We start from the raw sequence: 23,448 nt of genomic DNA, 5'->3' as shown, positions 1-23,448 counted from the left end.
GGACAAGGTGGAACGGCAGAGGACGACCGCTGGTCGCCATCGCGCAAACCGGACGTATCGGCGTCCGATGTGAGCGTTACTCTGGACCGGCCGCCCATCCCTGACCGGGCCGGGTCGCCTGTGTGCGCACACAGCTGTCATTCCCCTGCAACGCCGCACAGGAATGGATACCCATGCGAACACGCTCACCTCTGAGGCCTGCCCTCCTGCTGGCCTCCGCCGCCCTGCTGGCCCTGGCCGGTCTGGCCCTGCCCGCGACGGGGGCCCAGGCCGCCGGCACCGGCCCCTGCGACCTCTACGCCTCGGGCGGCACCGCCTGTGTCGCCGCGCACAGCACCACCCGAGCCCTCTACGGCGCTTACAACGGTGCTCTTTACCAGGTGAAACGGGCCTCCGACGGCACCACCCGGGACATCTCCCCGCTGGCCGCGGGCGGGGTGGCGAACGCCGCCGCGCAAGACACCTTCTGCGCGGGCACCACCTGCCTGATCACGAAGATCTACGACCAGTCCGGCCGCGGCAACCACCTCACCCAGGCGCCTCCCGGCGGGTTCCAGGGGCCCGACGTCAACGGGTACGACAACCTGGCCGGAGCCGACGCGGCCCCGGTGACCGTCGGGGGCCAGAAGGCCTACGGCGTCTTCGTGTCACCGGGCACCGGCTACCGGAACAACAGCACCAGCGGCATCGCCACCGGTGACGCGGCCGAGGGCATGTACGCGGTCATCGACGGCACCCACTACAACGGGGGCTGCTGCTTCGACTACGGCAATGCCGAGACCAACAGCCTGGACACCGGCAACGGGCACATGGAGGCCATCTACTTCGGCAACAGCACCGGCTGGGGCTCCGGTGCCGGCAGCGGCCCCTGGATCATGGCCGACCTCGAGAACGGCCTGTTCTCCGGGCAGTCCGCGGGCAACAACGCCGGCGACCCGACCATCACCCACCGGTTCACCACGGCCGTGGTCAAGGGCAAGGCGAACCAGTGGGCGATCCGGGGTGGCAACGCCCAGTCCGGCGCCCTGTCCACGTATTACGAGGGCGCCCGGCCCGCCGTGGCCGGGTACAACCCGATGCACAAGGAGGGCGCGATCATCCTCGGTATCGGCGGTGACAACAGCGTCTCGGCCCAGGGCACCTTCTACGAGGGCGTGATGACGACGGGCTATCCGACGGCCGCGACCGAGAACGCGGTGCAGGCCAACATCGCGGCCGCCGGTTACGCCACCACGGCGATCACCAGCGGCACGAAACCCACGGTCGGCTCGGCGGTGTCGCTGCGGGCCACCACCTCCGGCGTCACCGACCGCTACATCTCGCACGCGGGGGCCACGGTGTCACTCGCCCCGGTGAGTTCTTCCAGCGCCGCGGCCGCCCGGGGCCAGGCCACCTGGACGGTGCGGGCCGGTCTGGCCAACAGTGAGTGCGTCTCGTTCGAGTCCAAGGACACGGCCGGAAGCTACCTGCGGCACTCGGACTTCCAGCTGGGTCTGGCCGCCAGCAACGGCACCGCGCTGTTCGCCCAGGACGCGACGTTCTGCCAGCAGACCGGTAAGAGCGGCCAGGGCACCACATTCCGGTCGTTCAACTACCGCACGCGCGACATCCGCCATTACAACTACAACGTCTACCTGGCGAGCAACGGCGGGGTGCACACCTTCGACGCCGCGTCGCTGTGGCCGGACGACGTGAGCTGGGTGGTGGCCTCCGGGCTGGCCCCATGAGGATCTGACGGGGATGCCCGGGGAAAGGTGTGGAGATCTTCACAGGATCTCCACACCTTTCCGGCAGCCGGCCCCGGTGGGCGCGCCAGACTGCCGCTCATGGCAGCAATCCGGTTCTTCGCGAACTATCGGTCATGGTCCGGACCACCGGGGGCAGCGGCCCTGACGGCCGTGGTGTCGGTGCTGATGGCGCTGTATCTGCGCCGGTCCCAGGAGTTCCTGCCGATCATGCTCGCGCTGGTGCCGGCCTTCGGGTGCACGCCGGCCCTGCTGGCCCTGGTCCGGGCGGGCAACGCTCGCACGCGGGACGCCTGGGGCCGGGCCGCGATCCCGGTCGGGACGGCCGTGTTCGCGGCCGGCGTGTACCTGTCCTGGCGCTGGGAGCTGCTCGGCGTGCTGCAGGACGACTTCCCGCTCGACCAGGAGGTCACGAACGCCGCCGGGCTGAGGGCTCCGGCCTGGGTCCTCCTCATCGGGTTCGCGCTGTTGCTGGCCGGTGCCGCGCAGCGCACGGGCGACCGCGTGATCGGGGTCGCGGCCATCGTCCTCACCGCGTTCTCCTCCGGAACGTTCGCCCTGGCCCTGCTGGGCTATTCGGTCAGGAGCCTGCACTACTACGGCGGCACGATCGAGAACGACCTGATGGCCGCGGCCGCGCTGGAGGGATTCGCGACGCTGCTGTTCGTGGCCGTGGCGGTACGGCGGGGGCCCGGGGAACCGGCCGCCCAGCGTCCCACCGACCCGGTGGGCCGACCGTTCCTGACGCGTCTGGCGTCCACCGGCATCGTTCTGGCCCTGGTGGCCGGGGCCGGGGTCTGGGCCTACCACCGGTTCGGCGAGCGGGTGATTGTGTCGGACCTGTTCGAGGACCCGGCCCTGGCCGGCTGTGTGGCCACGGGCCTCGGTCTGCCGGACGCGGACGACCCGACCACGGAACACGACCTGGAGAACCTCTTCGACCTCGACTGCAACGGTGACCGCAACACCGCGGGCCGGATCCGGAGGCTGGAGGGGATCGAGCACCTACCGCAACTGGCCTCGCTGGACCTGCGCACCAACGAGATCAGCGACCTGTCGCCCCTGGAGTACACGCCGTCACTGACGAGTCTGACGCTGACCGGCAACCGCGTCCGGGATCTGACCCCGCTGGCCGGTCTCACCGGCCTGAGCAACCTAGGACTGTCCAGCAACCGGATCGACGACCTGACCCCGCTCGCCGGGCTGAAAGGACTGACCGATCTGGGTCTGTCCGGCAACCGGATCACCGATCTGACGCCTCTGTCGAGCCTGACCGCCGTGACCGAGGTCGACCTGAGCCGGAACCGGATCACCGCGCTCGACCCCCTGGCCGGGATGAGCGGCCTGTACCGCCTGACGCTCCGGGACAACCGGGTCAGTGACGTGAAACCCCTGGCCGGGCTGCCGCTCCTGCACATGCTGAACATCTCCGGGAACCGGATCCGCACCGCTTCCGGTCTGGCCACGCTGAAGGGGATCGACGAACTCTGGCTCGGCGGGAACCCGGTGCGCGACCTGACACCGCTGACCCGCCTGCCCGCCCTGAGGGGACTGGACCTGGAAGGCAGCGACCCGGCGAACCTCTCCGGACTGGCCGGCCTCAGGGACAAGGGCGTGCACGTCGGCGGTTTCGCCTAGGACGACACCCGGCCCGGACCACGCAGTCTCTCCTCGACCACCGGATCCAGGCTCATACCAGGTCCACCCCGAGTTCCAGGTCGGTCACGTCGACGGGCAGGCGGGTCTGCAGGGATCGGTTGGCGGCGATGCCGACGGCCACGGCCCGGACCCCGTCGAGACAGCCGGCGGCGCGGGCCCGGGGGTCGGAGCCCCGGCGCAGGTCACGGCGGAAGACGTCTTTGAGCAGGATCGCGTCCCCACCGCCGTGCCCACCGATCCCGTCGGGAATCGCATACTCCTGCGGCCGTTCCCAGTGACGCTGCACCACCAGGCGGTCGCGCTGCGGCCGCAGGCCGTCGTCAGCCGTGGCCCCGGGTGTGGCCGAGGGGTCCAGCACCACCCGGCCGTTCACGTCCAGCTCGACGAAACTTCGCTCGATGACCTCGAGCTCGGCCCGGCCGGCGGTGCCGTTCACGGTCACCCGGTAGCCCTCCCAGGGGGAGTGGGCGTTGAGGGAGTACGTCAGGGCGGCACCCCCGGCGTACTCGACGAGCAGCGACAGATTGTCCTCGATGCTCACCCCGGGGGCGAACGGATCGAGGTCGCGCCGGTAGCCGTCGTGGTGCTCGGCGTCCAGGTACAGCGCCTTCAGCCGGGGGTCGTCGCGCAGGTCGAGCGAGAACGGGTCGCCCGGCGTGCCGGTGCCGCGCTCCGGCCGGTCGCCCAGCCCTCGCTGCGCGGCCGCGCCGTCCCCGTAGAACCGCAGGCCACCCAGGGCGAAAACTCTTTCCGGCACGTCGTTCAGCCACCAGTTGACCAGGTCGAAGTGATGACTGGACTTGTGCACGAGCAGGCCGCCGGAGTTGGCCTTGTCCCGGTGCCAGCGACGGAAGTAGTCCGCGCCGTGCACCGTGTCCAGCGCCCACTCGAAATGGACGCTCGTCACCTCACCGACGAGCCCGGCGGCGATCACCTCGCGCAGGCTCGAATTCCGCGGCGCGTAACGGTAGTTGAACGTCATCACGACGTCCCGGCCGGTCTCGCGCACGGCCCGGGTGATGCGCCGGCACCCCGGGGCGTCGATCGTCAGCGGTTTCTCGACCACCACGTCGGCCCCCGCCCGCAGGGCCCGGTCGACCATCTCGGCGTGGTGCAGGTCGGGCGTGGTGACGATGACGACGTCGACCCGGCACCGCGCCACCATCTCCTCGAGCTGATCGGGCCGGAACCGGGGCAGCCCGTCCTGCTCGTCGTAGTAGTCGATGCGGCCGGGGTTCGGGTCGCACCAGGCCACGATCTGGCCGACGTCGGCGTGCTCGCCGCGCAGCGCCTCGATGTACAGACCGGCGCGGTGGCCGGTGCCCACGACCGCGTACCGGCGGCGCGGGCGCCCGGGCGGCACCGGGTCGAAATCCGGGATCACGCTCGCCGAGGCCGTGGTGCTGCGGCTGGACGGCGGTCGCGGCGCCGTGGGGTTCTGGTCGACAGACACGAGGATTTCTCCTGAGGTTCAGGCGGACCGGCGGGCGTAGGCGAGCTTCGGCAGGTGGTACGCCAGATCGACCGCGGTCTGCGCGGCCTCCTCCTCGGACAGCCGGTGCTCGGCCACCAGCGTGGCCAGGTAGCCGGCGTCGATCCGCCGGGACAGGTCGTGCCGGGCCGGGATCGAGGCGTAGGCGCGGGTGTCGTCGACGAACCCGGAGGTGTTGTAGAACCCCGCGGTCTCGGTCGCGGCCTCACGGAAACGCCGCATGGCGTGCGGGCTGTCGAGGAACCACCAGGGCGCTCCCAGTCGCACGCTCGGGTAGACACCGGCCAGCGGCGCCAGCTCCCGGCTGTAACTGGTCTCGTCGACCGTGAAGAGGATCAGCCGGAACCCCGGGTGCATGCCGAAGTCGTCCAGCAGGGGCCGTAGCGAGCGGGTGAACTCGGTGCCCACCGGGATGTCCCAGCCCCGGTCGGGCCCGTACGCGGCGGCCGCGGCGCGGTGGTGGTCGCGCAGCACCCCCGGGTGCAGTTGCATCACCAGCCCGTCCTGCGCCGACATCCCGGCCATCACGTGCAGCATGTGCCCGGAGAAGGCGTCGGCCCCGGCGGTCGCGCCGTTGCGCGCGTCCCGGTAGATGCGCGCCGCCTCGTCCGGGTTCAACGGGGTGGTGTCGGCGCTGAGGTGACCGTGGTCGGTGGCCAGGGCACCCGCCTCGACGAACGCGGCCCGGCGCCGGCGCAGGGCCTCCAGGTAGCCGGCGTAGTCACCGGTGTCGACCCCGGCGACCCGGCCCAGCTCGGCCACGTCGGCCGCCCAGGACGATCGGGCCGGGTGGGTGACGGCATCGGGGCGGAACGTGGGGACGACGCGCTCGCCGAAACCGTCGGCGGCCAGCTTCGCGTGGTGGTCCAGGGGGGAGGTGGCGGCATCGGTGGTGGCGATCAGCTCGATGTGGAAACGGTCGAGCAGGGTCCGGGGGCGGAAGGCGGGATCGTCGAGCACCGCCGCGATCTGGTCGTAGAGGGTGTCGGCGGTCTGCGCCGAGGGCACGGTGGTGACGCCGAAGACCTCGACCAGCTCGTGCTCCAGCCAGTACCGCGAGGGGGTGCCGCGGAACAGGTGCCAGTGCTCGCAGAACGTGCGCCAGATGTCGCGGGGCCCGGCGGCCGGCTCCCCCACGCCGAGCCGGTGCGGCGCCACCCCCTGCGAGTACAGCATGCGGGTGACGTAGTGGTCGGGCGTGACCAGCAGGGAGGCCGGGTCGCCGAACGGCGCGTCGTCGGCCAGGGCCTGCGCCTCGACATGCCCGTGCATGCCGACCAGGGGGAGGGACGCGGTCTGCGCGTAGAGGGTGCGGGCCAGGGCCCGGACGGTCGGGTCGGCGGGGAGAGCGCGGTCGGGATGCAGGGTCAGCGTCGTCGCCATCCGCCAACGATTGCATCTGAAAGATCGATGTCAAGACTTGTTTCCGGAATCGGCCGGTTAACTGCCGCCGGTCGTGCAAACGATTGCAGCTTGGCCGGGGCTGAGGCATGATCGGTGCTGAGGAGGTGCCTGATGGCGGTGACGATCCGCGACGTGGCCCGGGCGGCCGGGGTCTCGGCGTCGACGGTCTCCCGGGCACTGACGGTGCCGGGCAAGGTGGACGAGAACACCCGCCGGCGGGTGCTGGCCCTGGCCGACCAGCTCGGCTACCGGCCCAACCGCGCCGCCCGCGGCCTGATCACCGGGCGCACGGGCAATCTCGGCCTGCTGGTGCCCGACCTGGCCAACCCGTTCTTCCCCGGCCTGGTCAAGGGCATCCAGGCCCGCGCCCTGGAGTCCGACTACCAGCTGTTCGTCGTCGACACCGACGAGAACGCCGCGGCCGAGCCGGAGCTGGTGCGCCAGCTGGCCAAGCAGGTCGACGGGATGCTGCTGTGCTCGCCCCGGATGCGCCCGGGCGCGCTGCGCGAGGCGATCGGCCTGGTGCCGACCGTGCTGGTGAACCGGGCGCTGCCCGAGGCCTCGTCGGTCACCTTCGCCGACGTGGACGGCGCCATCCGCCTGGTCACCCACCTGGCCGGGCTCGGCCACCGCGGTATCGGTTACATCGGTGGCCCGGCCGATAGCTGGTCGGGGGCGCAGCGCCTGCGCGGCGTGCGGGTGGGCTGCCTCCAGGAGAGCGTCGAGCTGCACGAACTGGGGCCGGTCCCACCCACCTACGACGGCGGTCAGGCCTGCGCCGACGCCGTGCTGGCGGCGCCGGTGACCGCCGTGATCGCCTACAACGACCTGGTCGCGATCGGTCTGTGCCAGGCCCTGGCCGAGCGGTCGGTGCCGGTGCCCAGCCGGCTCAGCGTCACCGGTTTCGACGACATCCCGATGGCCGGCATGATCCGCCCCTCGCTCACCACCGTGGGCATGCCGCTGGGCGAGGCCGGGCGGGCGGCCGTCGACCTGCTCCTGGCCCAGCTGGCCGACCCGGCGCCGCGCGCCCGTCAGCAACGGGTCCCGACCACCCTCCAGGTGCGTGGCTCGACCGGGGCACCCCGACCCGACGATGGGACACCGACGTGAGCCTCCTGCTGCGACTGGCCCCCGACGACGACGTGGCGATCGTGCGCCGGGAGGTGGGGCCCGGCGACCGGCTGAGCCCCGGCCTGGCCGCCCTCGACCCGATCCCGGCCGGCCACAAGACCGCCCTGCGCGACCTGCCCTCCGGGGCCGAGGTGCACAAGTACGGCCAGGTGATCGGCGTGACCACGCGCGCCGTACCGGCCGGCTCGCACCTGCACACCGGTAACCTGGCCTTCGTCGACGGCGGCGCCGCCCAGGCGGGGGTGATCGGCCAGGGCACGGTGATGGATCTGCCGGCCGGGCTGCGCCGCACCTTCGCCGGGTACCACCGCGCCGACGGCCGGGTCGGCACCCGCAACAGCATCGCGGTGCTGACCACGGTGAACTGCTCGGCCGGGGTGGCGAAGGCGATCGCCCGCCGCACCGACGACGACGTGCGCGAGCAGACCGGCGGCCGGGTGGACGGGGTGGTGGCCCTGACCCACGGCACCGGCTGCGGGATGGCGAACCGCGGCCCGGGCTGGGACCTCCTGCGCCGCACCCTGACCGGCTACGCGCGCCACGCCAACATCGGTGGGCTGGTGGTGGTCGGCCTGGGCTGCGAGATCAACGAGATGACGGGCGTGCTGGCCGATCTCGACCTCTCGCCGGAAGTTCCGCTGGTCTCCTTCACGATTCAGGACGCCGGGGGCACCAGGGCGGCGGTCGCCAAGGGCGCCGGTGTGGTGCGGGACCTGGCCGCCGCGCTGGCGCCGACGCAACGGCGCGAGGCCGGGGTCGAGCACCTGGTGCTGGGGCTGCAGTGCGGCGGGTCGGACGGCTGGTCGGGGCTGACCGCGAACCCGGCGCTCGGCGTGGCCAGCGACCTGCTGGTGGCGGCCGGAGGCACGAGTATCCTGGGGGAGACGCCCGAGATCTACGGTGCGGAGATGCTGCTCATGCGGCGCGCGCTGACCCAGGAGGTGTCCGGCGACCTGCGCGGGCGCATCGAGTGGTGGCGCGAGTACACCGCCTCGCTCGGTACGACGCTGGACGGCAACCCCTCGCCGGGCAACAAGGCCGGGGGCATCACCACCATCCTGGAGAAGTCGCTGGGCGCGGTGGCCAAGGCCGGGCACAGCCCGCTGTCGGCCGTCGTCGGGTACGCCGAGCAGGTGCCGCGGCCCGGGCTGGTGTTCATGGACACCCCCGGCTACGACCCGGTCTCGGTCACCGGCATGGTCGCCGGGGGAGCGAACGTGCTGTGCTTCACCACCGGGCGGGGCTCGGTGCTCGGCAGCCGCCCGGCCCCGACGCTGAAGCTCGCCACCAACGCGCACCTGGCCCGCACCATGGCCGACGACATCGACATCGACTGCTCGGACATCGTGGAGGAGGGCACCGACGTCGCCGAGGTGGGGCGGCGCATCTACGACCGGATGATCGCGGTGGCCTCCGGCGAACCCACCCGTAGCGAGGAACTCGGCGCGGGCCAGGAAGAGATCGTGCCCTGGCAGATCGGGGCGGTGCTGTGAAACGGCTTTCACCGGAATCGGCTCCGGCGGGCACACCCCGGCGCCCGTTCGGGCCGCAGGCCCCGGTGGGCATCGTGCACCTGGGCCTGGGTGCCTTCCACCGCGCTCACCAGGCCGTCTACACCCAGATGGTGGACGACGCGGGCGAGTGGGGGATCTGTGGCGCCACCCAGCGGTCGGCGACCGTGGTGGAGCAGTTGCGCCCGCAGGGAGGCCTGTACTCGGTGATGGAGCGGGGGCCTTCGCAGACCCGGCTCGAGATCATCGGCCAGATTCGCGACGTCGTCGACGGTCGTACCGAGACCGGCCGCCTGATCGCCCGTCTCGCCGACCCGGCCGTGCGCGTAGTGACCCTGACCATCACCGAGAAGGGCTACCGGTCCGGGCCCGGCGGTGCCCTGGACCGGTTGATAACAGGCCTTGGCGCGCGGGCGGAACGGGATGCCGGTCCCCTCACCGTCCTGCCCTGCGACAACCTCAACGGCAACGGTGAGGTGCTGCGTGACCTGGTGCGTGAGAACCTCTCCGGTGACCTGGCCGACTGGGTGGAGAACAACGTCCGTTATCCCTGCTCGATGGTCGACCGGATCGTGCCGGCGACCACCGACGCCGACCGGGCCGAGGCCGGGGCGCGGCTGGGGGCGCAGGACGCCGGGCTGGTGGTCGCGGAACCGTTCCGGCAGTGGGTGATCCAGGACGACTTCGCCGCCGGGCGGCCGGCCTGGGAGAAGGCCGGGGCCGAGCTGGTGGCCGACGTGGCCCCCTATGAGCGCCGCAAAATCCGGGTGCTGAACGGGAGCCATTCACTGCTGGCCTATCTCGGAGCCCTGCGGGGCTACCGCACGATCGCGCAGGCGGCCTCCGACGACGATCTGGCGCAGGCGGCCTGGCGGCTGATCGAGCAGGACGTCGCTCCCACCCTGGCGTCCGACGGGCTGGAGGTGCTCGACTACGGCCGCACGGTGCTGGAGCGGTTCACGAATCCCGCGCTGCCGCATCTGACCACGCAGGTCGCGATGGACGGGAGCCTGAAACTCGGCCCCCGGCTGCTGGGCACGATCCGCGACGCGCGTGCCGCGGGCCGGATGCCGCAGGGCGCGGTGCTCGGGGTCGCGGCCTGGATGGTCTACGTCGGGAAGGCCTGCCAGGAGGGTGTTCTACCGCTGGACGATCCGCACGCGCAGGCTCTGCGCGAGGCCGTGGCCCGTCCCACCGGTCTGGTGGAGTCATTGCTGGGACTGGACCTGGTCTTCGGTCCGGACCTGCGCGACGACCAGGACTTCCGGACCTGCCTGACGGAGAGGGTGGCCGAGGTGAGCCGTCAGCCGGTCGTAAAAACCGCCTGAGCCAGAGGCCGCGCCGACTCGTCCACCCGGCTGTCCCGCAGGTCGCCGAATTCGCGCCGGATCGCCGGATCGCCGGGTCGCCGGGTCGCCGGGTCGCGGAGGTTGGGCCCGGACCCTCGCCCAGCCGGAGGAGCCGCTGGGTGCCCCGGACGTCTTTCTGCCGGAGGCGCACCGTACTGTGCTGGACGGTGTGCAGGCGGGCAAAATAGCGCTCTGGGTGCGGTATTGAGTGAGTGCGACTGGCAGATCGTGTCACTTGGGGGCCGGGTTGATCATGATTTACTACCGTCTCCTCTCACCGCAGGAGCAATGACGTGGTCTTCAAGAAAATGCTGGGTGCTCTCGGGGTCGGCGGTCCGAAGGTCGACACCGTGCTGTCCCAGCCGGGCGCCCAGCCCGGTGGCATCCTGACCGGGCAGGTCAACCTCGTCGGCGGCGGCGCCGACGTGCAGATCGAGCACATCAATCTCGGCCTGATCACGCGGATGGAGATCGAGTCGGGTCACGGCGACCGGGACGCCGTCGGGGAGTTCCACCGGGTGGCGGTCAGTGGCCCGATGCGCCTGGCCGAGGGCCAGAACCTGTCCCTGCCCTTTCAGATCGTGCTGCCCTGGGAGACCCCGATCACGGCGGTCTACGGGCAGTCGCTGCACGGCATGGTGATGGGCGTGCGCACCGAGGTGGCCATCGCCCGGGCCGTCGACAAGGGTGACCTCGACCCGGTCCAGGTGCACGCGCTGCCGGTGCAGGAGCGCATCCTGGATGCCTTCCTGAAGCTCGGTTTCGTGTTCAAGTCGGCCGACCTGGAGTACGGGCAGATCATGGGCGCGCAGCAGACGCTGCCGTTCTACCAGGAGATCGAGTTCTTCCCGGCCCAGCAGTACGCGCACGCGATCAACGAGGTCGAGCTGACTTTCGTCACCGGCCCGCACGCCGTGCAGGTGGTGCTGGAGCTGGACAAGCGCGGCGGCCTGTTCCGCAGCGGCCAGGACAGTTACGGCCGCTACACCGTGTCGCACGCCGACGCCGAGTCCACGGACTGGGCGGGGACGGTCGACGGCTGGATCCGCCAGGCGATTGAGGGCCGCCAGAGTATGGCCGGGCACTCGGGGGGTTTCGGTGGCGGGTACGGGGCCCCGTCCTACGGGCGGGGCGCCGGGTTCGGTGGTGGCCACGGCCAGTACGGCCACCACGACCAGCACCGCAGTTCCGGGATGGGCGGCCTGGGTGGCGTCGCGATGGGTGTGGCCGGAGGCCTGGCCGCCGGGTACGTGGCCAACGAGGTCATGGAAGAGATCTTCGAGGACGACAGTGAGGACGAGGGTGGCGGCGAGGAGGACTGAGCCGGCCTGAACCCGCGCGGGCCCGGATCTCCCTGGTGACAGGGAGATCCGGGCCCGCGTGGTTCAGCGGGTGACGCGAATGGTCATCGAGACACCCGACTGCTTCAGCACCTTGATCTTCACCCCGGATCCGGCGACCTTCACGCCGTGGTCACGCTTCACCGAGTCGTAGTAGTTCTTCGTGTCGTCGAACAGCGGGTTCCCCTTCAGGCTCTTGATCTTCGACACCTTGCCGTTGAGGTGCAGGCTCAGGGCGCCGGTGTTCTTGAGTCCGAAGGCCGCGTCGTAGAGCTGGACGCGCGAGCGCCACGGCTTCTTGTCCACCCGGTACAGCGTCCGGGGGTGGGCGTCGACCGTGAGGTTGCGGCCGCGACCGGGGTGCACACTGACGTCGTTGTCGGTCTGCGAGGTGTCCCAGTAGGTGACGAGCAGGCCCGGCCGGTAGGCGAAGTGCTCCACGTAGTTGGGCTTCGTCGACCAGCCGAAGTTGTACGGGCCGGTCTTCAGGTACTTGTCGAAGCTGGCGTACGTGCGGTTGGCCGCGATGTAGTACTGCTCGTACCCGACCTTCTCGGTGCCGGTGGACCGCTTGAAACCCTTCGCGGTCCAGGCCTTGTCCAGCGTCTCCGCACCGTCGCTGAACACCGTGGTACTACCGGCCTTCAGCGAGATCCGGTCGAGGAACAGACCGGCCGGCTTGGAGCCGGTCGCCCCGTTGCCGGAGGCGTCGGTGGTGTAACGGAACCGCAGCTTCACCTTCTGCCCGGCGTAGGCCGAGAGGTCGAAACCGGCGGTGCGCCAGTCGCTGAAGCCGTCGATGCCGTTCCCCTCGTCCGGGCTGGTGATCGTGCCCGGAACGGCCGTGAACCCGCTGCCGTCGTCGACCTCGACGAAGGCGTAGTCACAGGCCGCGGTCCCGCAGTCCTCGATGTCCCAGGCCGCCGAGAACGACAGGCGAGGGCTGCCCGCGGGCAGGGTGAGGGTGCGGGTCAGGGTGTTGTCGAGGTTGTTCCCCGTCCCACCCCACCAGGAGTACTTCCCCGAGACCGGGTCGGCCAGGTACTGCGTGACCTGTTTCTGGGGCAGCACCACCAGGGCGGCCTGGGCCAGCTTCGTGTTGTACTCCGAAGGCCCGAGCGCCACGGCCTTGTTCGTGCCCTTGGCCGCCTTGACCACGGTGTAGTCGAGCCAGCCCAGCATCAGCTTGTTCCAGGCGCCGAGGTCGCCGGCCCGGGTACCGAGGCCCTCTCCCTTGGCGTTGAGCCGGCTCTGGGCCATCAGTGACCAGAACTCCACCGGGTCGCCCTCGCCGCCGGAGACGTCATAGTCGTCCGGCAGGTTCAGGTCGTGACCGTACTCGTGCGCGATCGTGCTCAGGCCGCTGTTCTCGGCCTGGGTGGTGTAGTCGCCGACCCAGATCCCGGTGCTGCCGATCTGGGTCCCGCCCAGCGGGTTCCCGGCCGGGCCCTTGACCCCGGCGTCCGCCGCCGAGACGTACCAGCGGTGGCTCCAGACCGCGTCCTCACCCTGCGTGGCGTCGCCGGAGGCCTGGTCGCTGCCGGCGTGCAGGATCTGGAAGTGGTCGATGTATCCGTCCGGCTCGTTGAAGTCGCCGTCCCCGTCGTGGTCGTACCGGTCCCACTGGTCGAACGTGGCCAGCTCGGCCTTGATCTGGGCGTCGGTGCGGCCCTTGGCCTTCTCGGCCGCGACCCACACCTTGACCGCGTCCGTGACCATCGCCCAGGTGTTGCCGCAGACGCTGGCCGCGCACGGATAACCGTCCGAGCGGCCGTACCGGGCCTCGTTGTACGGCAGCTTCACCCAGTCGGTGACCTTGCCCTCGAGGCTGTACCGGCCCGAGGACTGGGTCTGGTAGTACGTCCGCAGTGACTCGACGCCCTTACCGACGCCGAAGTACAGCTGCTGGAAGTACTTCTGGCTGAAGTTCGAGCGCCAGATCGTGGTGTTGTCGGTCTTTCCCGGCTTGACCACCTGGTTGTGCAGCGGCCCGGCGAACTTCTTCGGGCCCGGCGTGGCCTTGTCGGTGTTCTTGTCCGGGTAACTCGGGTGCCGCTTGTTACCGAACTCCGCGAGGATCACGAAGACCCGGTCGGTGCGCTGCCGGGACAGCTCGACATACCGGTCATCGCCCGCGGCGGCCAGTTTCACCACCTGGCTGCCGTTGCGCTCCTGGACGGTCGCCTCCCCGTCCAGCACCTGCTTGACCGCCTCCTCCCGTAGGGTCGTGGCCTTCTCCTGCATCGGGCTGGTGAGATGGTCCGACCCCGTGGGCCGGCGATCCGGCCCGGCGGCTGCCTGCGCGGTGCCGGGAAGTCCCAGCACCGCCCCCGATACCACTGAAGCAACCACCAGGCTCGTGAGAACCCTTCGCACACAGACCTCCGTGTCGTCGATCCCGCGACCTCATGTCGCGGATGACGAAGGTCAACCTAGCCACGCACGTCCACCCTTTCTGTGCGAACACTGTGAATAACGCGAAAATGTGATGTACGGGACGCCGACCGCGCCGGGCCCGGCCGGTCCTGTTCCTGCTGAACGGGTTCCGGCTCCCGGGCGTGGAGGGTGATCCGGAGGCGGACGTCGTCGTCCCGGACGAATCCCGCCGCCGGATTCGTCCGGGCGCACGAACCAGGGGCGGGCCGGGTTTCCTGGCCTTCTGCGACATGAGGACACAGCCCGGCAGGCCGGGCATCCTTGGTGCCGAGGTGCGCGAGATCGTTGGCCTCACCGAGATGAGCCAGGTCGAGGACCTGTTCGTCTCGATCGGGGGCGGCGACCGCCTGCCGGCCACCATCGACCTGATGAGCGCGCCGAGCAAGGCCGGTCACTACGTCACCGGGGCCTTCCCGGGAACGGTTCTGGCCGGCGCCGGCATCGGGTTCTTCCACGCGCCCGCCGAGGCCGGCCGGCACAGCCACATCGCCGGGGTCGCTGGCACCCCGGCCGGGCGCGGCGCCGGGCACGCGCTGAAGATGCGCCAGCGCGACTGGGCCCCGGCGCGCGGCGTCACCGAGAGCACCTGGACCTTCGACCCGCTGATCGGCCGCAACGCCTACTTCGACCTGGCCAGGCTGGGCGCCCGGGCGGTGGAGTACCTGCCCGACTTCTACGGGCCGATGGGTGACGACATCAACGGCACCGACGCCTCGGACCGGCTCCGGGTGCGCTGGGATCTGCTGGACCCGCGACGAACCAGGAAGCTGCCGGGGCGTCGGTCGCTCTCGGTCTTCTCCGGCCGGCAGAACGAGGCGGACGCCTCGCGGGTGGAGACGGTGCTGGGCCGGCGGGTGCCCGAGCCGGTGCGTGAGCTCCTGGCCCGGAGGGGTGTCTTCCGTGACCTGCACCGCTCGCACGAGCCGATCCTCGTCGACCCGGTGACGTTCGCCGGGGTCGTGCAGATTCCGCGGCTGGCGATCGCGGTGCGGGCCGGTGACGAGGTGCTCGGCTCGATCTGGGCGACGGTGACCGGCCCGCTCAACCAGGCTCGCTGTCAGACGTTCCCGGAGGCGGCGAAACTCGTTGCCCTGCATATGTTCCGGGTGCGGTCCGGAGCGGATGTCCAGCGCCGAATGCGCACCGACCGGCTCGGCACGGCACTGACCGGGGGAGCGGGGGCAACGGACGCACCGGAGCGGCTCGGGCTGGCCAGGTCGCCGCTGCTGGTGCTCGGGGTGGTGGGATCCGTGACGGGTTCCGACGAACAGGAACGCCTGGGCGATGCTTTTGCCATGCACCTGAGCGCGGTGCTCCCCCGCGCGGTGGCGGCCACGATCGGTGGGGTGACCTACGGGCTGGTGCCGGTGCGCCCCGATCAGGCGGAGGACGCCGCCCGCCTGGCCCGGGACTTCCTTGACCGGGTAGGGGCCGGCTGGTGAAGACGCTGCGGTTCCGGGGCGGACGCTGACGGATCAGGGGATGGAGCGAAGCCAGAGCACCAGCGCCCAGTCCTGATCGTTGGCCAGGGGGTCGGCGGTGTGGGCGGGGCGGCCGTCGACGCAGCTGGGCATGACGAAACCGCAGCTGGCCGAGCCGGCGTCGGCGAAGTCGATGGTGTTGGCCCGGAAGATGCCGTCGGCGGCCTGCTCGTCGGCGGGTGTGCGGTGCGGGTTCTGCAGCATCGCGACGGCGCTGAGCACGCTCCAGTAGTGCGGGAAGGTGTCGCCCCACTGGCGGTTTCGGCCGAACCAGTAGCCGTCCCAGTGCCGGATGCCGATGTCGTGCAGGCGCACGTGCGGCTGGGGGCCACCGAAGGCGCGCAGCCAGCGCAGGGCCGTGGGCAGGGCGGGGCTCTCGGGGGCGGCCAGGGACAGCAGGCTGACCAGGGGAGCGACCATCGACTGCTCGTAGTTGACCTCGTGCGCGGGCAGGTCAGTACCCAGGTCGGCGAAGTTGAGGGCGTGCCGGCGCAGCCGCTCGCGCAGGGCGTCGGCGCGGGCCTGGTCGGGCAGCAGGTCCGCGACCTGAAGCACAGCCTCGGGATGGCCGATGAGCAGGTGCTGGTCGGCGCCGAGGTGATAGACGCGCTCGATCAGGGTGGCGGCCAGTTCCAGGTCGCCGGGCTGCCGGTAGAGCACGTACTGGTCGGCGAAGAACCTTGCCATCCAGGGAAAGTTGTAGAGCCGGATCTTCTCCTGCGGGGTGTCGCTGCCCCAGAGCACGTCGTGGTCGGCGGTGATCAGCCGGGCCCGGGCGTAGGCGGCCCAGCCGTGCAGGGCCGCGTCCAGTGCGTCGGCGTCTCCCCAGCCCCGCAGCCGGGCCTGCTGCAGCAGGGAGGGCATGGCCAGGCGCTCGGCGCCGTCGGACCAGTCGGACCAGGCCGAGGTGGTCTGGGTCAGCCCGGTGGCGTTGTCGAACGGGACGAGCGCGTGGCAGTCGGGCGCGGGCCGCAGCGGTGCTCGGCGGTGTGCCAGCGGTCGCGGCCCTCCTGCAGCACGAACGGGTGCTCCGGCAGCGCCGGGTGATGGAAGCGGGCGGGATGACCGTCGTCGGTGAAGGTGACGAACGGCGTGGCGGTGTCACTCATGGGCAGATTCTTCACCCCGGGCCGGCAGGGCCGCCTCAGCCCTCGAGTTCGTGCCGGACGCGGCGGGAGGGCTGAAAGAGGTACAGATCGATGACGCCGGGAGGTTCGGCCAGGCCGGGGCCCCCGTTGTCGACCCAGGCGGTGATGTCGGCGGCCGCGTCCGGATCGTTGACCTGGCCGAGCCAGACCGGGCGCCCGCCGGCCCGGCGCCCTTCGGCCGAGGGCTGCACGACGATGACGTTGGCGCGCTCGCAGGCATCGAGGCAGTCGGTACGCCGGATCCGGGCGACGGACTCCAGCGAGGTGCGCAGGCCGGCGAACTGGGCCTCATGATCCAGGTGGGGGACCTTGGCCGACGATCCGCAGCAGCATCCCCGGCAGATCGTGACCGTGCAGCGGGCGGCATCGGCCGACTTCGCGGGCGTGGTGCGGGTGCGTTTGCTCATGCAGGTCTCCTGAGGAACGGGGGCAGCCATGATGGCGCAGCCGCGGCGGTGACGGGACTCACGTCCGGGCCCACCACGAGGAGGGCTCCGGACACGTTCACCGGGCAACTAGTTTGGCCGTCCAGCCCTTTGCCGTCGTACCGAGGAGTGAAGTGTCGAGCACCGCCGGATCTGTCCCCGCGTCCCCGATCCTGGAGGCCGACGCCCGGCCCGGGACGGAAGACCTCGACCTGCGGCTGGTGGTCGCGGACATGGACGGGACGCTGCTGGACGGATCCGGGAACATCCCGGCCGGCTTCTGGCCGCTGCTGGAACAGATGCACGAGCGGGGCATCGTCTTCGTCCCCGCCAGCGGCCGCCAGTACGCCACCCTGGCGAACCTCTTCGAGAGGGCCCCGGCGGACATGCCGTTCGTGGCCGAGAACGGCACCTTCGTGGTGCAGGAGGGCGTCGAGCTGGCCTCGACCACCCTGGACCCGGCGGTCGTGCAGGACGCGGTCGCGCTCCTGCGGGACCTGGCGGCCGGTGAGCTGGACCTGGGCGTGGTGCTGTGCGGGAAGCGCTCGGCGTACGTCGAGCGCACGGACGAGCCGTTCGTGGGCGAGGTGCGCAAGTACTACGCCGCACTGGAGGTCGTGGACGACCTTCTCGCCGTGGACGATCAGATGCTGAAGATCGCGGTCTTCGACTTCGACGACGCCGAGACCGGGGCCGGGCCCCGGCTGGAGCGGTTCCGCCGGACCCAGCAGGTCGTGGTGTCGAACGAGCACTGGGTCGACGTCATGGCCGCCGGCGTCAACAAGGGCGACGCGGTCCGGCGCCTGCAGGACCGGCTCGGGGTGACCCGCGAGCAGACCGTGGTGTTCGGGGACTACCTCAACGACCTGGAGATGCTCGACGCCGCCCGCTGGTCGTTCGCGATGGCCAACGCCCACCCGGAGGTGCTGGCCCGGGCCGCGGCCGTGGCCCCGTCCAACACCGAGAACGGCGTGCTCACCACGCTGGGTGCGCTGCTGGCCGACGGCCGGATCTGACCGATGTTCTTCCCTCCTGAGCTGGGGCTGCCCGCCCTGGCCCTCCTGTTGCTGGCCGCGTTCGCCGCGGGCTGGATCGACGCCGTCGTCGGGGGCGGCGGCCTGCTCCAGCTGCCGGCGCTGCTCCTGGTGCCCGGCCTGGCCCCGGTGCAGGTTCTCGCGACGAACAAGCTGGGGTCGGTCTTCGGGACCGCCACCAGCGCGCTGACCTACTACCGCCGTGCCCGGCCCGATCTGCGCACGGCGCTGCCGATGGCGGCTGTCGCCCTGGTCGGCAGTTTCGCCGGGGCGTCCATCGCCTCGTCGCTGCCCGTCGCCGTGTTCAAGCCCGTCATCGTGGTGGCGCTGGTCGTGGTGGCCGCCCTGACCCTGGCCCGCCCGGCCCTGGGACAGGCCACCGCGCTGCGCTACTCGGGGCACGCCCACTACCGTGCGGCGGTGGCGGTGGGTCTGGCCATCGGGGTCTACGACGGGGTGCTCGGCCCGGGTACCGGCACCTTCCTGGTGATGGCCCTGGTCAGCCTGATCGGGTACGACTTCCTCCAGGCCAGCGCCAAGGCCAAGATCGTCAACTTCGCCACCAACATCGGTGCGCTGCTGTTCTTCGCACCCAGCGGTGCCGTGGTCTGGGGCCTGGGCCTCCTGCTCGGCGTGGCCAACCTGAGCGGCAGCTACCTGGGTGCCCGGATGGCCGTCTCCAGCGGTACCCGGTTCATCCGGGCCGTCTTCCTCGTCGTGGTCCTGGCCCTGATCGTCAAGGTGAGTCACGACGTGTGGGTGGAGAACCTGAGCTGAGCCCACCCGGATGAGCCGGTCGTCCCGGCGCTCGTGCTCGTGGCCGAGAAGGGCATTGATCCGGTTACGGGTCGTTCCAGGGACGCGTGTCCGCACCCGATGCCGACACGGTTGCCGAGCGGGCGGGCGTCCACCCTTTTGATGTCGGGCGCCCGCGGGAGGGGAACCGGTGGCGGCTGCGCATCGACTGGCCGTCGGTGCGGCTCCTGCCTCTTTACCCTGCGGCGGACCTCTTTACCCTGCGGCGGACGACGACCTGGCGTGGGTGGTGAAGGCCCCGGTGCCCAGGGCGGTCGCGACGCCGGCGCTGGCGAGCGCGGCCCGCCGGTAGCCGGGGTTCAGCCCGGGCAGTCCGGCGAGGGCGAGCATGCTGGCGACGTGCAGGCCGTCGACCCGCACCGCCCAGGGCGCCACCCGGGCGGGTGCCAGCCCGAGGGCCGCGGCCTGCACCAGATGGCGGGCGCCGAGCACCCGGGTGGTGAGGACCAGGCCGGGCAGGGCCGGGTCGGCGCCGACGCTGCGCAGGACCGTCCGGGGCCGGATGATCAGCGCGGCGCCGAACCCGCCGCCCAGCAGAGCCTGGGTTCTCACGAGCGGGCCTTGCTGACCAGGGCACCGGCCTTCTTGGACAGGCTGTCGCCGTAGCCGATCAGGCTGGCGCCGACGCCGCTGACGGCCGGGCCGAGCTTCGAGGTGACCGGGCCGACGCGGTGGGCGACCCACTGCTGCTTGCTGAAGGTCCGGGCCTGGTCGTCGAAGATGCCGTGCGAGCCGAAGTCCTTGCCGCCCTCGCCGTCGGCCGGCTCCCAGAGGTTCGAGGGCTGGTCGGGCGGACGCGGGTCGCTGGTCTGCTGCGACGAGAACCCGGTGCGGGCCAGGTATCGGTCGAGCACGGCGGGGATCACGGCGTTGCCGAGAATGGTCTTCGCGGAGCCGGTTCCGACCCAGTACTCGCGGCGCTGGGGGTGGTCGGCGGCGTACAGCACGGCGCGCGCGGCGACCTCCGGCTGGTAGATCGGGGCCACCGGCTGGGCCTGCTTCGGCAGCCGCGACAGCACCCAGGAGAACTGCGGGGTGTTCACGGCGGGCATCTGCACCATGGTGGTGTTGATGCCACTGCCTTCGTGCATGAGCTCGATGCGCAGCGACTCGTGGAAGCCCTGGATGGCGTGCTTGGCGCCGCAATAGGCACTCTGCAGGGGGATTCCGCGGTAGGCCAGGGCCGAGCCGATCTGGATGACCGTGCCCCGGTCGCGCGGGCGCATCAGCCGCAGGGCCGCCTGGGTGCCGTAGACGAAGCCCAGGTAGGAGACCTCGGTGATGCGCCGGAACTCCTCGGCGCTGATCTCGCTGAACGGTGCGAACACCGACGAGAACGCCGAGTTCACCCAGATGTCGATGGGCCCGAGCTCGGCCTCGGCCCGGTCGGCGGCGCGCTGCACGGCGTCGGCGTCGGCCACGTCCACGCTGATCGTCAGCGCCTGCCCGCCGGCCGCGCGCACCTCGGCGGCGGCCCCGTCCAGGCCGGCCTGACCGCGGGCCAGCAACGCCACCTTGGCCCCGCGCTCGGCGAAGGCGACGGCGGTGGCCCGGCCGATTCCCGCGCTGGCTCCGGTGATGACGACGACGTGACCTGTTTCGGCTGGCATGAAGATCAGTCAGGCAGTCACCCGGGGCGCCTGCAACTCGAGGGGGGTGGGTCGAATCGCCGTCCCCGGCGTTCCTTGTCACGCTGACCTGGTGAATTCCCCCCAGGCAGCACCCGTCGTCCTGATCACCGGGGCCAGCGGCGGTATCGGTGGCGCGGTCGCGCTGGCCTACGCCGGGCGCGGCGCCCGGCTCGTGCTCACCGCCCGCTCGGCCGGCAAGCTCGAGGAGCTGGCCCAGGCCTGCGAGCAGGCCGGCGGTCAGGCCGTCACCCGCATCACCGACGTCAGCGACGCGGCCGCGGTGCGCGATGCGGTCGATACGGCGGTGCGGGAGTTCGGGGGCCTCGACGTGGTGGTGCACACGGCTGCGGTCGTTGCTTACGGACGACTGTCACAGGTCCCGGAGCGGGTGTGGGATCGCGTGGTGGACGTGGGGGTGCGGGGCACGGCGAACGTCGCGCGCGAGAGTCTGCGGGTGTTCGAGCCGGCCGGGCACGGCAGCCTGGTGATCATCGGCTCGGTGCTCGGGCAGATCACCGCGCCGCGGATGGGCGCGTACGCCACCTCGAAGTGGGCGGTGCACGGCCTGGCCCGCACTCTGCAGCAGGAGGCCCGGCAGACCCCCGGCGTGCACGTGTCGCTGGTCTCGCCCGGCGGCATCGACACCCGCATCTACCGGATGGCCGCCACCTACGTCGGCCGGGCCGGCTCCCCGCCCCCGCCGGTGCTCAGCCCTGAGGCCGTCGCCCGCAAGGTGCTGCGCACGGTCGACAGCCAGCGCCGGGGTGGCGCCGTGGGCCCGCTGAACCCGCTGATGCGAATCGGTTTCACGGCCGTGCCGTGGGTCTACGACGTGCTGGTCGGCCCGCTGTTCAACCTGCTGGCCCTGGCTCGTGAGCCGAGCCCGGAGAGCGAGGGGAACGTGTTCCGTTCGTCCGAGGACGTGGAGGGGGACGGGGCTGACGGGGCCGGGGTTCATCCGTGAGCCGGCCGGACGAGATCGACGTTCTCCTCGATCCGGCCGCGTAGTCCGGCCGGGGGTTTCCCGGCACCCCGCCCCAGATCGGTGAGCTCGTATTCGACCCGGGACGGCGCGGCCGGGTAGACCCTGCGACTGGCGAACCCGTAACCCTCGAGCTGCCGGAGGGTTACGGGTCAGGACCGGCGGGCCGACGCCGTCCAGTCGTCGCTGGAGCTCCCCGAAGCGCTGAGGCCCTGACCCGAGAGCTCCGAGCGCCGGCGCGCGTCATTCGCTCACCAGGACGTCCAGAACCTCCCGGCAGGGGCAGAGCGCGGCGTCATCGATCGGCGCACGACGGCCTTCGAACGGGCATGAAAGCCATCGACGTCGTCCTCGATCTCGTCGGAATGACGCAGCCAGAGAAAGCTTTACGGTCACTGGACGGGCTGCGTCCCGGTGGTCTCCTCGTCGCGGTCGCCCCCGGCCGGCCCCCGGGTTTCGCCGAATGCGCGCAGGCAGCCTCGGTGCGGGTGGCGCCGGAGCCTTTCGTCGAACCGGACGGACACGGGCTCACCCAGCCGGCGGCCCTGGTCGACAGCGGTCGGCTGGACCAGGTTTTCCCCTTGGCCGACGCGGCCCGCGCCGAGACTGGTGCCACTCGGTGACCGTGGAGCGCAGCGCGGCGATCGCCGCTGGCCTGCCGGACGCGCAGCTGGCCGTCGTTCGAGCCAGCCTCCGCCTTGATGGCGCTGCGGTCCGGATCAGTACCGCTGCACGTCTGGAGAGCCCACTACCGCCGGAATCACGGGCCTCGATCAAACCTGTCATGCGCGCTGTCTCCTGAAGAGGCGCGTGCTAGCCTGAACACACGTTCAGAACATTCGTTCAGATTGCCTCCAGGCACGGAAGTCTGGCGTGGCAAACATGGAGGAATTCATGTCCTGGTCCAGCCCTGAGGAACCAGCCCCGACGACGGAGCGTCACGGCGAAACCGCCCAGCCACGGGCGGAGTCCCGGCGATGGCTCGTTGCGGCGGCCGTCGTGTTCGTGGGTGTCGCGGGCGTGGCAATCATGGCAAGTGCCGTCGTCATCACCATCCGCGCCTCTGCACTGATCCCGCTACCGCCAGAGACATTGACGGGCTTTCGTCATCTGATCGACGGTACGGACCGGGCCTACGCGGCGCAGGTTGATCCGTTGGGCAGGCGGGTGGAAAGCGCCATTGCTGGGGAATATCCCTCGGCGAACGTTGACGTCTACACCAATGCCGACGAAAATCAATTTTTATTCGCAGCGACTGCGCAACATGAATCGCCCTTCACGTACTGGCGCATCCTTGATCGGTTCACGGATGCGCTGTCCCGCGACGGGATATCTACCTCGCCCTTTACTGCCTTGGACCCGGGAAGGCGCGGGGGGCAGGCAAAGTGTGGTTCCGTAGACTGGATCGGCACAACAATGGACCTGTGCGTGTGGGTCGATCGGGGCACGGTCGGCGCCATCCTGGCAGCCAAAGACACGTTGCAACCCGACTTCATCCGCATGCGCAACAGTATTGAAGAAAGCTCGCTAGAAATCGAGTCTGATTAATATCTTCGGTGCGAGAGTGGAAATAAGCGATGCTGCGGTATTCATGTGGCCGATCGGCCAGGGTGAATGCGGGGTAGCGGCTTGAGAAAGTCCGGTGAAAATGGCGCCGCCGAGTTCGGCACCGGCGCTCGCATCCTGTGCCCTGGCGGTGGTCGTCGCGTTGCTGCTTCTCCGTCCAGCAATCATTCGACTATTTCCTCGAGCGAGCCCGGACGAAGGCGTCGCACAACCCCTCGATGAACAGCGCTGTGCCGTACGATTAGCGCAGATCGCCGTACGATTAGCGCAGATCGCCGTACGATTAGCGCAGATC

The 23,448-nt window shown here is 70.8% G+C and carries 20 protein-coding genes and 1 pseudogene; 12 read left to right on the top strand and 9 right to left on the bottom strand.

Annotated features, from left to right (window positions below; genetic code table 11):
* The first annotated feature begins 173 nt into the window (after nt 1-173).
* The gene (locus tag LR393_RS31780) at nt 174-1,727 is read left to right on the top strand and encodes an alpha-L-arabinofuranosidase B (protein ID WP_231488902.1); all 1,554 of its coding nucleotides are present in this window, start codon (nt 174-176) and stop codon (nt 1,725-1,727) included.
* A 99-nt stretch (nt 1,728-1,826) separates the two neighbouring features.
* Nucleotides 1,827-3,383, top strand: a complete 1,557-nt coding sequence (locus LR393_RS31775; RefSeq protein ID WP_231488901.1) for a leucine-rich repeat domain-containing protein — start codon at nt 1,827-1,829, stop codon at nt 3,381-3,383.
* A gap of 52 nt (nt 3,384-3,435) precedes the next feature.
* Here the strand turns inward: LR393_RS31775 and LR393_RS31770 are convergent, their stop codons facing one another.
* On the bottom strand, nt 3,436-4,857 hold the full coding sequence (locus LR393_RS31770; RefSeq protein ID WP_231488900.1) for a Gfo/Idh/MocA family protein: 1,422 nt from the start codon (nt 4,855-4,857) through the stop codon (nt 3,436-3,438).
* An 18-nt stretch (nt 4,858-4,875) separates the two neighbouring features.
* Nucleotides 4,876-6,279 (bottom strand): glucuronate isomerase, encoded by a 1,404-nt coding sequence (gene uxaC / locus LR393_RS31765; RefSeq protein ID WP_231488899.1) that lies wholly within the window; start codon nt 6,277-6,279, stop codon nt 4,876-4,878.
* 132 nt (nt 6,280-6,411) lie between these two features.
* On the opposite strand from uxaC, the gene LR393_RS31760 reads away from it, so the two are divergent.
* The 4 genes from LR393_RS31760 (at nt 6,412) to LR393_RS31745 (ending at nt 11,616) form a co-directional block, all read left to right on the top strand.
* The gene (locus LR393_RS31760) at nt 6,412-7,413 is read left to right on the top strand and encodes a LacI family DNA-binding transcriptional regulator (RefSeq protein WP_269328211.1); all 1,002 of its coding nucleotides are present in this window, start codon (nt 6,412-6,414) and stop codon (nt 7,411-7,413) included.
* Complete coding sequence (locus LR393_RS31755; protein WP_231488939.1) at nt 7,410-8,927, top strand: UxaA family hydrolase; 1,518 nt, start codon at nt 7,410-7,412, stop codon at nt 8,925-8,927. The genes LR393_RS31760 and LR393_RS31755 overlap by 4 nt, the downstream gene beginning before the upstream one ends.
* Nucleotides 8,924-10,273 carry a mannitol dehydrogenase family protein gene (locus tag LR393_RS31750; protein ID WP_231488898.1) on the top strand — a complete coding sequence of 450 codons (1,350 nt, stop codon included), beginning with the start codon at nt 8,924-8,926 and terminating at the stop codon, nt 10,271-10,273. The genes LR393_RS31755 and LR393_RS31750 overlap by 4 nt, the downstream gene beginning before the upstream one ends.
* Nucleotides 10,274-10,587: 314 nt before the next feature.
* Nucleotides 10,588-11,616, top strand: coding sequence for a sporulation protein (locus LR393_RS31745; RefSeq protein ID WP_231488897.1), 1,029 nt, complete (start codon nt 10,588-10,590; stop codon nt 11,614-11,616).
* A gap of 63 nt (nt 11,617-11,679) precedes the next feature.
* On the opposite strand, the gene LR393_RS31740 is transcribed toward LR393_RS31745, so the two are convergent.
* A complete protein-coding gene (locus LR393_RS31740; protein ID WP_231488896.1) occupies nt 11,680-14,010 on the bottom strand; it encodes an immune inhibitor A domain-containing protein in 2,331 nt (776 codons plus the stop codon).
* Between the two features lie 332 nt (nt 14,011-14,342).
* Here LR393_RS31740 and LR393_RS31735 point away from each other — a divergent pair, with 332 nt between their 5' ends.
* The gene (locus LR393_RS31735) at nt 14,343-15,512 is read left to right on the top strand and encodes a hypothetical protein (RefSeq protein ID WP_231488895.1); all 1,170 of its coding nucleotides are present in this window, start codon (nt 14,343-14,345) and stop codon (nt 15,510-15,512) included.
* A 33-nt stretch (nt 15,513-15,545) separates the two neighbouring features.
* Here LR393_RS31735 and LR393_RS31730 read toward each other — a convergent pair whose 3' ends face one another.
* Genes LR393_RS31730 through LR393_RS31720 form a run of 3 tightly spaced genes read right to left on the bottom strand, consistent with a single transcriptional unit; the run spans nt 15,546 to nt 17,106 of the window.
* Nucleotides 15,546-16,415, bottom strand: coding sequence for a hypothetical protein (locus LR393_RS31730; RefSeq protein WP_231488894.1), 870 nt, complete (start codon nt 16,413-16,415; stop codon nt 15,546-15,548).
* A 53-nt stretch (nt 16,416-16,468) separates the two neighbouring features.
* Complete coding sequence (locus LR393_RS31725; protein ID WP_231488893.1) at nt 16,469-16,660, bottom strand: hypothetical protein; 192 nt, start codon at nt 16,658-16,660, stop codon at nt 16,469-16,471.
* 35 nt (nt 16,661-16,695) lie between these two features.
* Nucleotides 16,696-17,106, bottom strand: coding sequence for a hypothetical protein (locus LR393_RS31720; protein ID WP_231488892.1), 411 nt, complete (start codon nt 17,104-17,106; stop codon nt 16,696-16,698).
* Nucleotides 17,107-17,258: 152 nt separating this feature from the next.
* Here LR393_RS31720 and LR393_RS31715 point away from each other — a divergent pair, with 152 nt between their 5' ends.
* Nucleotides 17,259-18,140 (top strand): Cof-type HAD-IIB family hydrolase, encoded by an 882-nt coding sequence (locus LR393_RS31715; protein WP_231488891.1) that lies wholly within the window; start codon nt 17,259-17,261, stop codon nt 18,138-18,140.
* Between the two features lie 3 nt (nt 18,141-18,143).
* Nucleotides 18,144-18,935 (top strand): sulfite exporter TauE/SafE family protein, encoded by a 792-nt coding sequence (locus LR393_RS31710; protein ID WP_231488890.1) that lies wholly within the window; start codon nt 18,144-18,146, stop codon nt 18,933-18,935.
* A 234-nt stretch (nt 18,936-19,169) separates the two neighbouring features.
* Here the strand turns inward: LR393_RS31710 and LR393_RS31705 are convergent, their stop codons facing one another.
* Both LR393_RS31705 and LR393_RS31700 read right to left on the bottom strand, forming a co-directional pair.
* The gene (locus LR393_RS31705) at nt 19,170-19,526 is read right to left on the bottom strand and encodes a hypothetical protein (RefSeq protein WP_231488889.1); all 357 of its coding nucleotides are present in this window, start codon (nt 19,524-19,526) and stop codon (nt 19,170-19,172) included.
* Complete coding sequence (locus tag LR393_RS31700) at nt 19,523-20,584, bottom strand: SDR family oxidoreductase (RefSeq protein WP_231488888.1); 1,062 nt, start codon at nt 20,582-20,584, stop codon at nt 19,523-19,525. The genes LR393_RS31705 and LR393_RS31700 overlap by 4 nt, the downstream gene beginning before the upstream one ends.
* Nucleotides 20,585-20,675: 91 nt before the next feature.
* Here LR393_RS31700 and LR393_RS31695 point away from each other — a divergent pair, with 91 nt between their 5' ends.
* A complete protein-coding gene (locus tag LR393_RS31695; RefSeq protein ID WP_231488887.1) occupies nt 20,676-21,569 on the top strand; it encodes an SDR family NAD(P)-dependent oxidoreductase in 894 nt (297 codons plus the stop codon).
* Here LR393_RS31695 and LR393_RS37295 read toward each other — a convergent pair.
* Nucleotides 21,560-21,688, bottom strand: a pseudogene (locus LR393_RS37295) (winged helix-turn-helix transcriptional regulator); the annotation flags it as partial. The gene LR393_RS31695 and the pseudogene LR393_RS37295 overlap by 10 nt on opposite strands.
* Nucleotides 21,689-21,916: 228 nt before the next feature.
* On the opposite strand from LR393_RS37295, the gene LR393_RS31690 reads away from it, so the two are divergent.
* Nucleotides 21,917-22,210, top strand: coding sequence for a zinc-binding dehydrogenase (locus tag LR393_RS31690; protein WP_269328209.1), 294 nt, complete (start codon nt 21,917-21,919; stop codon nt 22,208-22,210).
* A 250-nt stretch (nt 22,211-22,460) separates the two neighbouring features.
* Nucleotides 22,461-23,135 carry a hypothetical protein gene (locus tag LR393_RS31685; RefSeq protein ID WP_231488885.1) on the top strand — a complete coding sequence of 225 codons (675 nt, stop codon included), beginning with the start codon at nt 22,461-22,463 and terminating at the stop codon, nt 23,133-23,135.
* Nucleotides 23,136-23,448: the final 313 nt, after the last annotated feature.

It is taken from the genome of Kineosporia mesophila (genome assembly GCF_021129235.1).
Lineage (GTDB): Bacteria > Actinomycetota > Actinomycetes > Actinomycetales > Kineosporiaceae > Kineosporia > Kineosporia mesophila.
This window is presented reverse-complemented; position numbering and strand designations above follow the sequence as displayed.

What these genes read in the sequence shown, in the direction of transcription:
- LR393_RS31780 (WP_231488902.1), top strand. Translation starts at nt 174, where the DNA reads ATGCGAACACGCTCACCTCTGAGGCCTGCCCTCCTGCTGGCCTCCGCC.
- LR393_RS31760 (WP_269328211.1), top strand. Translation starts at nt 6,412, where the DNA reads ATGGCGGTGACGATCCGCGACGTGGCCCGGGCGGCCGGGGTCTCGGCG.
- uxaC (WP_231488899.1), bottom strand. Translation starts at nt 6,279, where the DNA reads ATGGCGACGACGCTGACCCTGCATCCCGACCGCGCTCTCCCCGCCGAC.
- LR393_RS31720 (WP_231488892.1), bottom strand. Translation starts at nt 17,106, where the DNA reads ATGAGCAAACGCACCCGCACCACGCCCGCGAAGTCGGCCGATGCCGCC.
- LR393_RS31730 (WP_231488894.1), bottom strand. Translation starts at nt 16,415, where the DNA reads ATGCCCTCCCTGCTGCAGCAGGCCCGGCTGCGGGGCTGGGGAGACGCC.
- LR393_RS31775 (WP_231488901.1), top strand. Translation starts at nt 1,827, where the DNA reads ATGGCAGCAATCCGGTTCTTCGCGAACTATCGGTCATGGTCCGGACCA.
- LR393_RS31710 (WP_231488890.1), top strand. Translation starts at nt 18,144, where the DNA reads ATGTTCTTCCCTCCTGAGCTGGGGCTGCCCGCCCTGGCCCTCCTGTTG.
- LR393_RS31725 (WP_231488893.1), bottom strand. Translation starts at nt 16,660, where the DNA reads ATGAGTGACACCGCCACGCCGTTCGTCACCTTCACCGACGACGGTCAT.
- LR393_RS31690 (WP_269328209.1), top strand. Translation starts at nt 21,917, where the DNA reads ATGAAAGCCATCGACGTCGTCCTCGATCTCGTCGGAATGACGCAGCCA.
- LR393_RS31700 (WP_231488888.1), bottom strand. Translation starts at nt 20,584, where the DNA reads ATGCCAGCCGAAACAGGTCACGTCGTCGTCATCACCGGAGCCAGCGCG.